10 protein-coding genes are annotated in these 16,464 nt (G+C 56.9%); 4 read left to right on the top strand and 6 right to left on the bottom strand.

What is annotated here, in order from left to right; translation table 11 throughout:
* Positions 1–45: 45 nt before the first annotated feature.
* Positions 46–2,169: a TonB-dependent receptor gene (locus BLV20_RS03140; protein ID WP_092296789.1), complete on the top strand. Its 2,124-nt coding sequence runs from the start codon at positions 46–48 to the stop codon at positions 2,167–2,169.
* A gap of 113 nt (positions 2,170–2,282) precedes the next feature.
* Here BLV20_RS03140 and BLV20_RS03135 read toward each other — a convergent pair whose 3' ends face one another.
* Positions 2,283–3,002 (bottom strand): SDR family oxidoreductase, encoded by a 720-nt coding sequence (locus BLV20_RS03135; RefSeq protein WP_092296786.1) that lies wholly within the window; start codon positions 3,000–3,002, stop codon positions 2,283–2,285.
* A 352-nt stretch (positions 3,003–3,354) separates the two neighbouring features.
* Here BLV20_RS03135 and BLV20_RS03130 point away from each other — a divergent pair, with 352 nt between their 5' ends.
* Together BLV20_RS03130 and BLV20_RS03125 are read left to right on the top strand one after the other, a co-directional pair.
* Positions 3,355–4,809 (top strand): TrkH family potassium uptake protein, encoded by a 1,455-nt coding sequence (locus BLV20_RS03130; protein ID WP_092296783.1) that lies wholly within the window; start codon positions 3,355–3,357, stop codon positions 4,807–4,809.
* Positions 4,810–5,275: 466 nt separating this feature from the next.
* Positions 5,276–6,031 (top strand): hypothetical protein, encoded by a 756-nt coding sequence (locus tag BLV20_RS03125; RefSeq protein WP_139192674.1) that lies wholly within the window; start codon positions 5,276–5,278, stop codon positions 6,029–6,031.
* 130 nt (positions 6,032–6,161) lie between these two features.
* Here the strand turns inward: BLV20_RS03125 and BLV20_RS03120 are convergent, their stop codons facing one another.
* On the bottom strand, positions 6,162–6,866 hold the full coding sequence (locus BLV20_RS03120) for a TetR/AcrR family transcriptional regulator (protein WP_092296777.1): 705 nt from the start codon (positions 6,864–6,866) through the stop codon (positions 6,162–6,164).
* A 732-nt stretch (positions 6,867–7,598) separates the two neighbouring features.
* Here BLV20_RS03120 and BLV20_RS03115 point away from each other — a divergent pair.
* Positions 7,599–9,440 carry a polyurethane esterase gene (locus BLV20_RS03115; protein ID WP_092296774.1) on the top strand — a complete coding sequence of 614 codons (1,842 nt, stop codon included), beginning with the start codon at positions 7,599–7,601 and terminating at the stop codon, positions 9,438–9,440.
* 694 nt (positions 9,441–10,134) lie between these two features.
* On the opposite strand, the gene BLV20_RS03105 is transcribed toward BLV20_RS03115, so the two are convergent.
* The 4 genes from BLV20_RS03105 to BLV20_RS03090 form a co-directional block, all read right to left on the bottom strand.
* Complete coding sequence (locus tag BLV20_RS03105; RefSeq protein WP_092296768.1) at positions 10,135–11,502, bottom strand: DUF1329 domain-containing protein; 1,368 nt, start codon at positions 11,500–11,502, stop codon at positions 10,135–10,137.
* A 30-nt stretch (positions 11,503–11,532) separates the two neighbouring features.
* Positions 11,533–13,383 (bottom strand): DUF1302 domain-containing protein, encoded by a 1,851-nt coding sequence (locus tag BLV20_RS03100; RefSeq protein WP_092296765.1) that lies wholly within the window; start codon positions 13,381–13,383, stop codon positions 11,533–11,535.
* A 154-nt stretch (positions 13,384–13,537) separates the two neighbouring features.
* Entirely contained in the window at positions 13,538–15,238 is a 1,701-nt protein-coding gene (locus BLV20_RS03095; RefSeq protein WP_092296762.1) for an AMP-binding protein, read from the bottom strand.
* A gap of 19 nt (positions 15,239–15,257) precedes the next feature.
* Positions 15,258–16,376 (bottom strand): CaiB/BaiF CoA transferase family protein, encoded by a 1,119-nt coding sequence (locus BLV20_RS03090; protein ID WP_092296759.1) that lies wholly within the window; start codon positions 16,374–16,376, stop codon positions 15,258–15,260.
* Between the last annotated feature and the right edge of the window lie 88 nt (positions 16,377–16,464).

The raw sequence follows: 16,464 nt of genomic DNA, 5'->3' as shown, positions 1-16,464 counted from the left end.
AGATAATCGTTATCATTCGCGCGATAATTCATACAAAAGGTGTCCATGGTGGCTCGATCGCGCATTTACCCAGCCTCTTTGTCGTTGCTGGGCGTTCTGGTTGTACCTGATCTACAGGCAGAAACGGAGTCTGCTCTAACCCTACCGGCAACCGCTGTGAACAGTGAGTTCAGCGAGCAAAGCTACATGCCGACCGAGAGCAGGAGCGCGCTGAAGATCGATGCCCCGCTAAGGGACATCCCGCAAACCGTCAACGTGATTCCTCAAAGCGTGATCAAGGACCAGGGCGCGCAGTCGATGGAGGATGTGTTGAAAAACGTCCCCGGCATCGGCCTGTCTAACGGTGACGGCCAGCGCGACCAGGTCACCATTCGCGGTTTCAGCGCCATTGGCGACATGTACGTCGACGGCATTCGTGACGACGCCCTGTATTTCCGCGACTTGTCCAACGTCGAGCGGGTGGAGGTGATCAAGGGGCCGGCTGCGGTGCTTTATGGCCGGGGCTCTTCGGGCGGCCTGATCAACAGCATCAGCAAGAAGCCCAACTTCACGCCCAAGCAGGAGGTTGGCGCCAGCGTCGACAGCGAGGGCAAAAAGCGTACTCAGTTCGATGCCGGCTGGGCCGACCAGCAACAGGGCGATAAGGCCTTTCGGGTGACCGGCGCGCTGGAGAACAGCGACACCTTCCGCGATGACGGCTATATCGACCGCAAGGCCATCGCGCCGTCGGCTTACTTCAAGCTCTCGGATGACCTGGAACTGAACCTGGGCGCGACCTACCTGTATGACAAGCGCCTGATCGACTTCGGCATCCCCGCGCGAGGCGATCGCCCGGTCGATGTGGACCGCGACAAGCGCTTCGGCTCCGCCGACCCGGACGACGACTACACCCGCAGCGAGGTGTTTTCGTTCACCGCCGGCGTCGACTATCGGATCAACGACGATTTCAGCCTGAGCAATACCAGCCGCTATTACCACTACGACCTGGATCGCAACAACACGCTGGCCGACTCCAGTCCGACACGCTTCGTCACCGCCCCCAACGGCGAACTGCTGGTGAAGCTCAACCGCGGCAACGTGCAGCGCAAGGAAGATGGCTGGTTCAACCAGACCGAGCTCAAGCAGCGCGCGGTGCTTGCCGGGATGAACCATAACCTGCTCTACGGTGTGGAGCTGGGGCGCCAGGTGAAGGACCAGTCCGTGTTCAGCCAGTCCAACGTGGCAAGGGTGCCGGTGTATCGCGACGCCCTGGTCGACGTGCCGTTCCAGGCCAACCGGCAAACCGCCAAGGGAACCAATACCCAGGACACCGCCGGGTTCTACGTACAGGACCTGATCGAACTGGCGCCGCAGTGGAAGGCCCTGCTGGGTGTGCGTTATGACGTGTTCGACCAGGAATACGCCGATGACCTGACGCACGGCAAGCTGTCGCGCACCGATACCACCTGGAGCCCGCGCATCGGCCTGGTCTACCAGCCTGACCAAGTGCAGTCCTATTACATCTCGGTGAGCCGTTCCTACCAGCCGTCCGCGGAAATGTTCGCCCTGAGCACGACCAACCAGGATCTGGAGCCGGAAGAAACCACCAACTTCGAAATCGGCGGCAAATGGGACCTGCTCGACAATCGCCTGGCATTGACGGCAGCGTTGTTCCGCCTGGAACGCACCAACATGAAAACCAGCGATCCGGCGAACCCGACCAAGCTGGTGCTGGCGGGCGAGCAGCGTACCGACGGCCTTGAGCTGACCGCCAGCGGGCAGTTGAGCGACAAATGGCAGGTCTATGCCGGCTATGCCTACCTGGATGCCGAGATCACCAAGTCCAACAGCCGCACCAACGGCGTTGCCAACGAAGGCCAGACCCCGACCCTGACCCCGCGCCACAGCGCGAACCTGTGGCTGGTGCGCTCGTTGACGCAAACCTGGCGCGTGGGCATGGGGGCCAACTATGTCGATGACCGCTATACCTCGCTGGACAACAATGTGGTCATGCCGGCCTACACCACGGTGGATGCCGCACTGCTTTACAACCAGCCGAAATGGGACATGGCCCTGCGCCTGCGCAATGTCTTCGACAAGGACTATTACGCTTCGGCCCACGGCTCGGTGGACCTGATCACTCCCGGGGCCCCGCGTACCCTGGAACTGAGCACCAGCTACCGGTTCTGACTAGCGCCCCTGAACGCCAGCGCCCGGCACCTTGCCGGGCGCTGCTTTATCCGGCTGTTTTAAGCCTGGCAATTTGGCGTTTGCATGGTTTCCCCATACCACCGACGTCGCTGTTAGAACGCCGACTTGCCGATTGACGCTCCGCCGTCGACAAACAATGTCTGGCCAGTGATAAAGCCGCTCTGTTCCGACAACAGGAAGGCGATGGCCGCCGCGACTTCATCCGGCTGACCGAGCCTGCCCATGGGCACACCTGCCAGATAACGAGCCTCGCCGTCGCTGCCGGGAGGATTGCCGGCGCGGAACAGCTCGGTTTCCGTGGGGCCTGGAGCAACGGCATTGACGGTGATGCCGGTGGTTGCCAGCTCCAATGCCCAGGACCGGGTGAAGCTGACCAGTGCGGCTTTAGCGGCGGCATAGGCCGTGCGCTGCGGGATCCCCAGGACGGTCAGGCTGGAGATATTGACGATTCTTCCCCAACCTCGACTGCGCATCTCCGGCAACAAGGCTTGCGTTGCCTGTAAGGCGCTATGCAGGTTGATCCGCATGACCGCATCGAAGTCGTCGAGGTCTATCTCGCCGAGGGCTTGCGGGCGCACCAGGCCAACATTATTGATCAGGCCGTCGAAGTCATAACGCGAAACCAGTTCGGCCAAGCCATTTCGAGTTTGCTCCCGATCGCCCAGGTCGAGGCACACGAGGGTGCCGGGAAAATCTGCGTCGGCGTTACGAGCGATGCCGACCACACGGTGGCCCGCCTCGGACAACTGGCTGGCGAGCGCACGCCCGATGCCTTTGCTGGCGCCGGTAATAAGGAAGGTACGAGTGTTCATTGAGTGCTCCAGATACCTGGCAATACCGGGGAGTGGGGGGGAGGGTGGCTCACCGCCAGGGTGCGCCATGCAAGCGACCGGCACGGCGCCGCTGGGGGCACTTTATGCACATGTGGTGTGGCGATAAACCACTGCCCGTGGAATTCATCTGGCCCCGAAAGACAAGAATGTGCCGCTTAATTTGTGCTCGAAGCAGCTATTTTTTGTAGTACATCGAGGCGACGCCAGGTTCTGTTACCTAACCTGGGATCCTGGGTAGCCCGATTACCCGTAAAGAATTTACGCAAAAATTACAGGGTGTCGAGGTTGAGCATCTGATACTACGCGGCGCTAATTTGGCAGGCTATTTTCTATGTCTCTCCCGGCAATGCGGCTCATCGGTTTCATCTTAGGTATTTTCCTCATCACGCTTGCTGTCAGCATGGCGATCCCCATGATCACGCTGGTGGCCCATGAGCGCAGCGACGACCTGTCGGCCTTTCTCTGGTCGAGCCTGATTACCTTCGGCAGCGGTCTGTTATTGGTCGTGCAGGGCCGTCCCGAATCTGCCCGGCTTCGTCCCAGGGACATGTACCTGCTGACCACCGGCAGTTGGGTGGTGGTGTGTACCTTCGCGGCGCTGCCAATGGTGTTTATCAGCCACATCAGTTACACCGACGCATTCTTTGAAACGATGTCCGGCATCACAACCACGGGTTCGACTGTCCTGACCGGTCTGGATACCGCGTCACCGGGATTGCTGATCTGGCGTTCGATGCTCCACTGGCTGGGTGGCATCGGCTTTATCGGCATGGCCGTGGCGATCCTTCCGCTGTTGCGTGTGGGTGGTATGCGTCTTTTCCAGACGGAGTCCTCAGACTGGTCGGAAAAAGTGACCCCTCGCTCTCATGTGGCCGCCAAGTACATTTTGTTGCTCTATCTGGGGCTTACGGGCGTCGGGACGCTAGCGCTGTGGATTGCCGGGATGACGCCATTCGAAGCGATCAACCATGCCATGTCGCTGATATCGACGGGAGGCTTTTCAACTTCCGACTCCTCGCTGGGGCACTGGACGCAGCCAGCGATTCACTGGGTGGCGGTGGCCATCATGATTCTGGGCAGCCTGCCTTTTACCCTGTATGTCGTGACGTTACGTGGCAACCGGCTCGCGTTGTTCAAGGATCACCAGGTACGGGGATTCATCGGCTTCTTGACCGTCGTCTCGCTGGCGGTGGGGACGTGGCTTTGCCTTCACAGCGATTACGGTTGGTGGGATGCACTTCGCATCGTGGCGGTCAACGTGACCTCGGTGGTCACGACCACCGGAATCGCGGTTGGCGATTACACCTTGTGGGGCAGCTTTGCCGTCTTGCTCTTTTTCTACCTGACCTTCGTCGGCGGATGTTCAGGCTCGACGGCTGGAGGCCTGAAAATCTTCCGCTTTCAAGTTGCCGCCGCGCTACTGGTGAGCAGCTTGAAGCAACTGATCCATCCTCGGGCCGTTATCCAGAAGAAATACAACGATCGTCCCATCGACGAAGACATCTTGCGTTCGCTTTTGACCTTCTCGTTTTTCTTCACCATCACAATTGCCGTTATCGCCTTGGGTTTGTGTCTCATCGGGCTTGACTGGACAACGGCCTTGAGCGGTGCGGCGACCGTGGTGTGCAACGTCGGGCCAGGGCTTGGCACGATCATTGGCCCGGCAGGTAACTTCTCATCGTTACCGGATGTCGCCAAATGGCTGCTGACGGTTGGAATGCTCCTTGGCAGATTGGAGATCCTTACTGTGCTGGTACTTGTTACACCATATTTTTGGAAGTATTAGTTGCGGTTCTATCTAGTTAGTACGGAGACTCGAACAAGCTCACCTTGAATTGCATGCCACATGCAAGAGCGCTCGCTTAATCATGCAAGGTGAGTTCGGCGGATGCTGACAAGTCCAAGGTTCCCCTCAATACAGAAATGCTCTCTAACAACTTTTTGGGCAGTTCTCATATCGAACTCGGTTATAAACGTGGGCATCGCTTCAAGACGTAATCTAACGCCGTCTACTACAAGAGATGCCTACTATGCCAAACACCTCTGGATCGAGTGCGGGCAAAGGCCCAATGCCCAGCGTCCCATCTCCTGCACGCCCTAATACACCGCCCGGGGTACGCAGGAATAACAAAGTTTTCCCTCCGATCGAAAGCTCCCAGGCGTCTTCATCAACTACCACAGTACCGCCCCTCCAAACAAAGCCCAGCATTGCCCCAAAACCCGTGCCCTTTGCAGTTCCCAAGACCTGCGCCATGTGTGGAACATATCACCAGGGCACTTGCGCGACGCCCTTGCTCGGTGAAGTATCGTCTTCGCAAAAACCGACCTCGGCGCTGGAAATGTATGAGCGGCACCAAGCGAACTATCAGCCACAGGACCGGACCCAGCCGTTCGAAATCATGCAGTCGGTCACGGATGACAACCTGAAGTTCAGCGACAAGAAGGCGACTGACGCCGAGCTTACAAAAGTCGCGGACAAAAAATTCACCCTGCGCCACTACACGACGTCAAAACAAGGCCCCCCACCGTTCAACACTATCTCTTCGAACTTCGAGCTGGTGTACCGCAAGATCAAAACACTGCAGAGAACCCAGGGCAGCAACACCAACCAGGATGATTGGGTGCGTCTGGGCAATACGGCGTTTACCTTCTTTCTCTTGGCAATCGACGGCGAGGTAGCCAATCGAAAGTTCCTCGCAGGCGCAACGCATTACGCAGAAATTGATCCAGAGAACCAGGAGCAAATGGCTGCCGCGGGTCTGGAAAATGCGCAGTTTTTCGCCTCGCCAGACTTGCTGCACACCAAGGATCTGTCGAGTGCCAAAGCTATTAAAGGCCCGTTGAAAGATCTCAAGGCATTGATGGTCGCAAGCTCTGGACTCAAGCCCATCAGCCTGGGCCGCACATCTGCTCAAGGCCTGCTCAAAGCTATCGATGATCAATTCTCTGGCACTTTGGAAGTGAAACTGCCGGGCTCGGTAAACGTTTCTCAATGGCACAGCAGTTAGAGCGCAGCTCGAGCTTTATCAGGCGCCGGGAAACCGCCGATGTTCTTCGTATAGACATCAATACCAACAATGGGGCGCTAAAAGCGCCTTTTGCACTAACCAAGCCCACCACATCAGCGAAGTGTGCTTATTAGGGCTCTGTTCTCGTTGTTATCTTGATTTGGCGAAGACGTTCAACTTGTTCTGCGGAGTAAGGTTGGGCGCCAGGTTTTGCCTGAATATGGGGAGAGATAAGCTGCACCCAGATCTCGAGGTACTGCTCAAAGAACGTCTCTGAATTGAGGTAGCGGTCTTCAGCCATGCCTCGAAGTAACCACTGGGTCAGCACCATCAATTTATGAACTTTGAACTCTTGCGAGAGCGGCTCGAAGTAGTGTTCGCAAGCGATTCGGGTGAACTGGTAGCTGCTGTGCCAGAGCTCTTGCAAGCGGGTGGCCAATTCTGCGTCTTGCTTGCTTGCAACCAAGACCTCTAGCAGCACATGCAGCTTGCTGCCGCTGAAGACTTTGCGCCAGAAAGCCATGACCATGTCATGCAGCCGCTCCTGCCCGCTGGACGCCTCCATGTTGAGGTAAACCTGCCCCATGGCCTGGTAGATACGGTTAATGATGTGTTCGGCCGCAGCAACGATCAGCGCGGCCTTGCTGGAAAAGTGGTGCATCGGCGCACCGCGGGAAACCTGTGCGATGTCCACGATTTTGCTGATCGTCGTGGCCGCATAGCCTTCATTTTCCAGACACGTCATGGTCGCTTCAATCAATCGCAAGCGCATGGTTTCGCTGCGTTCATTCTGGGTCCTGCGCTGAGGAGGCAGTGTTCTGTGTGTTTCAGTCATGGCAGTTCCTGCTGACAACTGGCTCGATAGCGGCCCGGGCCGGGATTCGGCCCTGTCTGTGGGTTAGGTCCGTGACCATACAACCAAATAGTTTGGCGATGAAATCCTTTCAGTGAGGACGTTTTTTTTGTGTTCATCACATTTTCACTTGACAAGGCCGGGAGGCGAGTAGAGCTTATCTAACATGTTGAACGTACGTTATGTAAGTTTACCCAGACGAAGCCAGCAGGATGTGCAGGAGTGGCCCTGGCAGAGATGAAGAGCTCAGCTCCAGGGGGAGGGGGCCAAGCAGCGAGCCTTGCCCGCTTGACGGTGATTAGTGCCAAAACGGCCATCAGTGACACTGACAGTAATCGTGATAGCTCCCGGCAGCCAAAAGTCCTTTGCCGTAGGGGCAGGGAGGTCGCCTGATGAAGATGCAACTATTGATGTGGCGCTGGCCCATTCAGGAAAGTGCCGGTCGAGTGGATACGGATGGCCGTGAGTTATTACGGTGTTCCAGTTGCATGCCAAATTCAAGAACAGTACTTCGGTCTGGAAATACAGTTGATCGCCCGCTTCTGATAGAGGGGCGGAGTTGTAATATACAGATAACTTAACTTTGCTTTAGTTTAACTACTCGGGCGTTTTGCATTTCTGCAGTGACAGGGGGGTTAGTGTCACCGTCGCGCTCGAGCGCTTAACTTAAATTGTTCTAAATCCAATCGGGTTTTAACTTGACTGAGGTGGTTTATGGGTATTTTTAGCTACAAGGACTTGACCGAGACTGAGTCGGCGGCACTTTTTTCCGATGCGTTGGCGCTGACGATGTATTCGTATCACGGCTTTGATGATGGTTTTGCATCCGGTTATCAGAAGAGTGGGCTTAGCTTAGGTTTGCCCCTGACAATGATTGAGACAATTTTTGGTAGTTCGTCTTCCCAAGGATTGGTACCCGGGGTTCCATGGAACACTGATTCTGAGAAAGAAGCCTTGGAGGCTATCGAGGCTGCAGGCTGGAAACCTATCAGTAGTGAAGTTTTGGGTTACGGTGGGACAGTGGATGTACGCGGTACCTATTACGGTGAGCAGCCTGGTTTTCAGACGGCTCAAATGGATGTCATGGGAAAATATAATGCTGCCGGTGAGCTTACATCTATTGGTCTCGCTATCAGGGGGACAACCGGACCAAGAGAGAGTTTTTTGACGGATACGCTAGGTGATGTAGTCAATGATTTAAAAATGTTTGCTGATCCTGATGGCTACGCCAAGCAGTACATGAAAAATGCGTTTGATGTGTTGCTTGGTGATGTTGCGAAATATGCGTTGTCGAAGGGCCTGACGGGTGAAGATATCGTCGTGACAGGTCACAGCCTGGGAGGCATGGCAACCAATAGCTTAGCGGCCTTGAGTGAAGATGAGTGGAATGGCTTTTATAGCAACTCCAATTATATATCGTACGCCTCTCCGACGATATATGACGGTTTGGACAAGGTGCTGAATGTTGGATATGAAAATGATCCGGTGCTCAGGCTTGCAGCAGGGAGTCTATCTGACTTTTTAGGTGTTCATGATTCTCCAAAAGAGTCGGCGACTAATAATATTGTCAGCTTTAATGATCAGTACGCTTCGGCCCTGTGGCAGGTGGCGCCTTTTAGTTTATTGAATCCTTCGAGTTTAACGGCACATTTGCCGTCGTTTTATGGGGACGGTCTTGAGCGTATTACACAGTCGGAATTCTATGATTTGACGTCGCGGGACTCCACGATCATTGTCGCTCAACTGTCAGAGCCGACGAAGGTGAATACTTGGGTGACGGACCTCAACTACAACGCTCAACCCCATGTGGGGCCGACGTTGATTCTGGGCAGTGAGGGGCGTGACCTTATCAAGGGCGGAGGGGGCGTTGATTATCTGGAAGGGCGAGGTGGCGACGACATCTTTCGAGATGCCGGTGGCTACAATCTGATTTCTGGTGGAGAGGGCAGGGATACCTTTGACTTACAGAAGTCATTGAGCAGTTTTAAAGTAGCTAACGATGGCGCAGGTAATTTGTACATAAAAGACACTGCGGGCGCGATCAACATCGCTTCTAGCATAGAAGTGCTGAAGACCAAGGAATCCTACTTGCTACTTTTCAGCCAGGAGCGCTCTTATGATGTTACCCAAGAAGGACTGAAGTATTCCGGAGGCATTACCGGCTACGAGAAGTCTTTGCACGGTGATGTTGCTGACAACAAACTTGTGGCGACCACTCAAAATGAATGGCTGTTCGGGCATGATGGCAATGACACCCTGATCGGTGGCCGAGCCACGAATATAGTTGGGGGCGAGGGTAACGATCTGATCCAGTCGGGCGGCAACTTTAATACGTTGCTGTTCACCAAGGATTTCGGACATGACACTGTTTCTGGATTCTCCTCTACAGACAAACTTGTTTTCATGGGAGTCCAAGCTTATGAACCCAATGATAACTGGACCCAGCATGCGGTTGACGTCGATGAGGGGGTCAAGTTGGTGTTCGGCGATGATTCGGTGACGTTGGTGGGTGTAAATATAGGCGACTTATCCGCCAGCCAAGTAGTGATCGCATAAGCAAAGCTCCTTGCCTTTAAATCATAGTAATTTACGGGTCAGGCACAGGGACGTGTCTTGATCCGTTTTTTTTATACCCGAGAATACCGCATTCAATTGTGCTGTGACGCGGGACGAGAGATAAGACTCTTGTTTGGGGGCGGCGGCCAACGGAACGAAAATATAGGCTAACGTATAATGCCCCAGCATATTGATATCCCCGTGTATCAGTAGGGACAATCGGGCGATGTCCCATCTGCGGTTTCCTCTCCTCATTAAAGCTCTTGATAGATCCGCTCTGTGTCGGCTGCCTGGATGAATAAGTCGCAACTTTATTCCGTGTTCGAAATCCTACTGAACCAGCACACTACAGCGTTAAGCCTGCGTATAAGTTGCTCTGGTACATGCCGGATGAAGTTGGCAATTGCTTATGGCCTTGATGGTGTTTTCGCAGATGCTTATCACCACTCAAAGGTATTCCATAAGCCGTGGCTGAGAACGACCGGGTATTTGCTCTGGGATGAGTCGGATGAGCCGAGCAAGTTGCTGAACAAGCCGGCATCGGCCTGGGAGCACAGTGAGCACAAGGCGAGGGTTGTGCTCCGATGAAATCGAATCTGTACTCGAAATGAGTGAATCAAATATGCGGTGGCTACAAGGGGAAGGCCCCCCTAGGTCGGCAGTAATCGACCTAGGGACGTGCACGTCTAGCCGCTCAACGAACGCCGGCCTGCCTTAGAGCCGACGTGCTGTAGTCGTAGGACCCGGCCTTGAAGCCGAATTCGTAGGATTGTTTCTCCTCATTCTTCATACCCAGAGCCAGGTAGCGGCCGGAAACCAGGTCATACAAGGTTTCCAGGGTGTACCAGGGCACCTGCTTGTCGTAGTAGTACTGGGCATGCGCCTCGGCCACGCGCCACAGGGTGCCACGACCGTCGTAGTGGTCGATCTCGGCAGCCTGCCAGGTGTCCTCATCGATGAAGAAGTCACGCTTGGAATAGATGTGCCGCTGTCCGGATTTCAGAGTCGCCGTTACATGCCAGACACGGTGCAGCTCGTAACGGGCCAGGTCCTGATTGATGTGGCCGGCCTTGATGATGTCGTCGTACTTCAGCTTCGGCGAGTCCAGTTTGTAGGCGTTATAGGGGATATAGATCTCCTTCTTGCCATTGAGCTTCCACTCGTAACGATCCGGTGCACCGTTGTACATGTCGTAGTTGTCCGAGGTGCGCAGACCGTCGGCGGCGGTGCCTGGACCATCGTAGGCTATCTGCGGGGCACGTCGGACCCGGCGCTGGCCGGCGTTGTAAACCCACGCCAGGCGGGGTTCTTTCACCTGGTTCAGGGTTTCGTGTACCAGTATCACGGTACCCGCCAGGCGCGACGGTGCGACGATCTGTTGTTTGGCATAGAACAGCACGTTGTTCGACTTGCTCGGGTCGAAATCGCTCAGGTTGGCAGAGAAGGTGAGCTGGTCTTGGAAGGAAACCGGTGAGTACGAGCCATTGGTCTGTGGCGTGACCTGAGTGATCAGACGCCGCACGCTGCCCCCACGGTAGCGGGTGATATGGTTCCAGATCACCTCTAGACCGTCCTTCGGGATCGGGAAGGCGTAGGCGCCCTGAAAGTTCTCCAGGCCGTTACCGCTTTCCACCAGCTTGGTAGCGTTGGCGTTGGCCCTGGTCGCGGCGATCACGTCGGCCGGTACCGTAGCGGTACGATGAGTCGGGTAAACCGGCATCTTGTAGCTGTCCGGGTAGCGCTTGAACAGCGCCAACTGGCCAGGGGTCAGCTTGTCTTTGTACTGCTCGACGTTCTTGGCGGTGATGGTGAACAGCGGTTTTTCACTCGCGAATGGATCGGCGAGGAAGCCCTTGCTATCCACCGCGTCGGCGTTCTGCGGCAGGCCACCGGTCCACTCAGGGATAGAACCATCGGCGTTGCCGGCCTTCTCGGCACCCAGCGGCGTCAGGGTGGTGCCCAGCTTGGTAGCTTCGTCAGCGGAAACCGCAGCCATAACGCCCGTGGCGAGCAAAGACAGCACCAGGGCACCGGTTTGCAGCAGACTCTTGGTTATTTTCATTTTCATAGTCTCCTCAAAAATCCTGACTGCTTAGAAGTTCACGCCGAAGCTAAGCGCAACGAAGTCGCGGTCGGTCGAAGTGTTGAAGTCGCCACCAAAGAAGTTGGTGTAGGACAGGCTGGTCATGTAGGTGTTTTGGTACTCGGCATCCAGGCCCAGGCTGACGGCCTTGTTGCCTTCGCTGAACACGCCGTTCGGGCCATAACCATTGACGTCATGCGACCAGGCGATACTCGGCTTCAGGTTGATACCGGCGAAGGCATTGTTGTAATCCCAGATCGCACGGGCGCGATAACCCCAGGAAGTGGCGGTAACGAAACCATCGTTGTTGCAATTCTTGCTGACGTTCTCCGCGGTCGAGCTACCCAGAGTGCTGGTGTTCAGCACGGTACAAGTATTGATCGGGCCGGTTGCTGGCAGCGCTCCGGGGCCGAACACCGGGTCGCGGCCGTAGCGCGCCTTGGAGCTGCTTTCCAGGCCACCGACGTGACTAACCCCGACTTCACCAACCAGCGTCAGACGCTCGGCGCCCATGACCTGGTCGAAGAAATGGGTGAATGTGGTCTGCAGTTGGGTGATTTCCTTACGACGATAGCCATGCATGTCCTGTCCTGGCGTACCCTCCAACACCGAGGCGTTGGCGAACAGACCGCCCAAAGGGCCAACTTGGGCGAACAGGAGGTCGGTGGTGTTCAGTTGCACGGGGGCATTCGGTCGGTAGCTGACCTCACCGCTCCAGGCCGTGCCGGTGGGCAGGGTAGTGGAGAAGCTTAGGCCGTATAGGCGTATGTCCTGTGGATACTCTATGAAGTATTGCGAACTGCCTGCGATCACCAGCGGGGCCAGCGCACCGAGGCGTGATGCCGACGCAAAGGCTGCCGGCGAAGCCCCCGTGGAGCTAAGGGTCGGCAGGCGGCTGTGGTAGTTGATGAAGAAGGCGCCGAATTCGGTGTTCAATTCCTCGGCCGTGTAGCGAAGGGCCAGGCCATACTGGCCGTCGTCATCGGCATCGCGGTCAGGACCGCGAGGTATTAACACTCCTTCTTCATTGACGTTTACACCGAAGCGCCCCAAGGCAGTAAGAGCAGCGGCAGGTAGTCTCGAACGCTTATTCAGTACTCGCATATCGTTGCAGCCATCGGCCACGACATCCACCTGGGAGAAGAAGGTGCCGCAGTTGTCGATGACCGTCTGGTCCCATTCCAACTGATAGAAGGCCTCGGCGGAGAGGTTTTCGCTCAGGCCCTGCGACAGGTAGAACATGTTGACCGGGATCAGGCCCTCCTTGACCTCGGCCCCCGGGCGGCGGAACGCCGAGACGTCGATCGGGTTGATCACGTTGATGCCGTTCGGGATGAAGGTGCTCTCGCCCCAGCTCACTACCTGCTTGCCGAGGCGGACGGTGCCGGGTCGATCGGCGATGTTGTAGTTGTGGTAGACGAAGGCATCAAGAATCTGCGCGCCGGAAGACTTTGCGCCCTCTTTGCGGCCTCTGTCGTCGATATCCTTGAATGGACGGCTCTCGTCCTTCAGCTCGAAGTCATACCAATACTTGCCACGAACGAACACACCGGTGTCGCCGTACTTCAGCTCGAGATCGTGGATGCCTTTGAAAATTTTCGAGAAGGTCTCGCCTTTCTTGAAGTTCAGGCGGCCGTCATCGGAGGTCTGCGACAGCCCGTCGCCACCGTTGTTGACCCCGATCAGGTCCTTGTTGGCTTTCTGGGTCGACCAGCTGGAACCGACCGACAGCGAGGAGTCGAACTGCCCCTCCAGTTCACCTATTGAGAAGCTCGCTGCCCAAGCGGGCGCACTCAGCGAAAGTGCGCACAACGTGGCAATGGGGCGATAGGTAAGGCTGCTGAATATTGTTGTCTGCACCTGCGCTACCTCTTTTGTTGTTATGTAAAGGGCCAAGCAAATGGGTGGATCAGCAACGGTCAGGCGCGCCGTGGGGGAGTGTTTTAGTACACCCGTCGGTGTGGCCCGTTTTTTTAGTGAATGTGGATGGCGTGTTTTCGTGGAGGTGGAACGATCAGTCCCAGATCACCGCCTGGCCCTGTCGACGCCAGGTTTCAGCCTTGGGCAGAAAGTGCCTCTCTACTACGGCCCGACGCACTTTCAGGGTAGGGGTGAGAAAGCCGTTTTCCGTGGTCCAGATATCATCGAGCACGACCAGATAATCCAGCTGCTCATGTTTTTCGAGCTGCGCATTGACGGTTTCAAGCAACTGCGCCAGTGAGGCCGTGAGCGCCGCGCGCGTGACAATTCCCTGTTTCAGCTCATGTCGCACGGGTTCGGCGAGAATGAGCAGGGCAAAGGGCTGGGGGTTTTCCGGGCCTGTGACGCACACGGTTTCGATCTGCGGATGATTGGCCAGCAACTGCTCAATGGGTACGGGCGCGACATACTTGCCCTTGCTGGTCTTGAACAACTCTTTGATGCGGCCGGTAATGCGCAATCTTCCTTCTGCATCTATTTCACCCCGGTCACCGGTGCGGAAGAAGCCATCTTCTGTCGTCTCTTCGGCGGTTCTCTGTAGGTCTTTGTAATAGCCCATCATCTGTCCGGGGCTGCGCACCAGAATCTCACCCTCCGCAGAGAAGCGGCAGCTCACGCCAGGCGCAGTCGAGCCCACGTAGCCGATACGGACAGCTCCGGGGCGGCTGGCATGTGAGGTGGCGAAATTCTCCGACATGCCGTAACAGTCGAGCAGTTCCAGGCCTAATCTGCGATACCACTGGATGATGTCCGCCGGCAGCGGTGCCGAGCCGGTGAGGGCGACCCGCACCGCATCCATGCCCAGTTCCTTGAGAATACGACGCTTGACCAGGGTCGATAGAACAGGTGTTGCAAACAACAGCCGCTGCAGTCTGAGCGGCAGCTTGTTCTGGATGCCCTGGTAGAATTTGGTCCACAGCCGCGGGACCGACAGGAATAAAGTAGGCCGCGCCCGTTTGAGATCGACCTGGAAGGTCTCCAAGCTCTGGGGGAAAAAAACCTGGCATCCGAAATACAGGGAGGGTGCTTCTACAATCGCCCTCTCGGCCGCATGGGCCAGGGGCAGATAGGAAAACATGCGGTCATCGTTGTTAAAGCTATAGGTCCCGCCTAACGATTCGCAGGTGGCCATCATGCTGCCGAAGCTATGCATAACGCCCTTGGGGCACCCCGTGCTGCCGGAGGTATAGATGATGGTGGCCATCCGGCTTCTTTCAGGCAGGGTTGGCATTTCCAGGGGGGGCTGCATCCGCATGATGCCGTCCCATTGCGCAACGTCCGCCCTTGGCGACAGCGGCAGGCTGACCAGGGGCAGATCGGTCGGCAGGCTGCCCTCGATCTGCTTCCAGCTGTCACCGATGCCGTCCAGCTTACCCAGGACCATCAGGCGGATCTCGCTATGCTCGATGATGTAGCTCGCCGTTTGCGCATTGAGCGTCGGATACAGCGGCACGCTGACATGTCCTGCTAGCCAGATGCCGACATCCGCCAGGATCCAGTGCGCACTGTTGCGACCTAGAAGGCCGATGGAGCTACCCGGCGGCAGGTCCTGCGCCTGTAGCCAGCCCGCAAAACACCGTGCCTGGAGCCAGGCTTGTCCCCAGGTGATATTGAGGATCGAGCCATCCGGCATGGGTTGGGTCAGGTAGTGACGCTCGGGCTGCGACTGCGCCCAGTGCCGAAAGCGATGCAACAGGGTTTCTTCTTGTTGTTGTGTTGTGACATACGCGCTCATACAGACTCCACTCGACAGATCAGGCGCTGGCTTGGTTTTGCAGAGCCGTCAGAATGCTTTGGTTGTCGGCGCCCAGGCCCGGGGCTCGTCCCACTCGAACATGGCCGTCACTAAACCGTATGGGCAGATCGAAAGCGGGTTTGCCGCCGTCATCCAGAACCATGCCGCGCGCCTTGACCTGTTCGTTCTGCAGGGCTTCGGCCGGGTCCAGCACGGAGGTGACGCAGGTGTCCAGGGCGGCCATCTTGGCTTCCCAGTAGTTACGTGGCTGGGTCAGGAAAAGGGCTGCCAAAGCCTCGCGCAAGGGTTCGCCGGCCTTCCCTGGGGCCGCTGCCAATTGCATGAGGTCGGGCCGCTCCGCCGTCAGGCAGATCTGTACGAAGAATTTGTATTCGACCGCACCCACGGCGATGTAACGGTCGTCCGCGCAGCGATAAATCCGGTAATTGGGCAGGGCTCCGGTCAGCATGTCGCAGCCGCGCTCGAGGGGCGCGCCTATCACGCGTTGCGTGGCCAGGGTCATGACCTGCAAGGCAAGAGTGCCGTCCATCATGCTGACATCGACAAAGGTGCCGATGCCGGAGCGCTGGGCACCCACTAGTGCGCCCAGAATGCCGATGGCGCAGGTCAGTGCCCCACCGGCGAGGTCAGCCACCTGGAACGCGCCAGCAGCAGGATCACCGTCGGCCACGCCAGTCTGGTGCAACTCGCCGGTATAGGCGCGGTAGTTAATGTCATGACCCGGCCGCTTGGCGTAGGGGCCTGTCTGGCCATAACCGGTCAAAGAGGCATAGACCAGGCGCGGGTTGATGGCCTTGAGCACCTCATAGCCGCAGCCCAGCTTGTCCATAACGCCAGGGCGGAAGGATTCAATCAGCACATCAGCCTCGGCCACCAGCGCCTTGAGGCGTGCCACATCGTCGACCTGCTTGAGGTCCAGCGTTACCGACTTCTTGCCACGGTTGACCTGAGCGAACAGCTCCGGTGAGAGCACCCGACAATAGTCGCCGATGTTCGGCTCTTCAATCTTGATGACCTCGGCACCCATCTGCGCCAGATACAGGGTGCAAAAGGGCCCCGGCAGCAAGCGGGAAAGATCCAGCACACGGGTGCCGGCGAGTAGGGGGTTAGTTTCCATCGGACCTTTCTCCAGTGAATATGATCAGGGCGTAGCGTGTTTGCTGCAGGCTCAGGGAGATGCCGCGGGGGCAGTCTGTTGAAAGCAA

Origin of the sequence: Pseudomonas sp. NFIX28 (genome assembly GCF_900107395.1) — a bacterium.
Classification (GTDB): domain Bacteria; phylum Pseudomonadota; class Gammaproteobacteria; order Pseudomonadales; family Pseudomonadaceae; genus Aquipseudomonas.
Note: the sequence above shows the minus strand (reverse complement) of the source record. Positions and strands in the feature narration are given on the sequence as shown.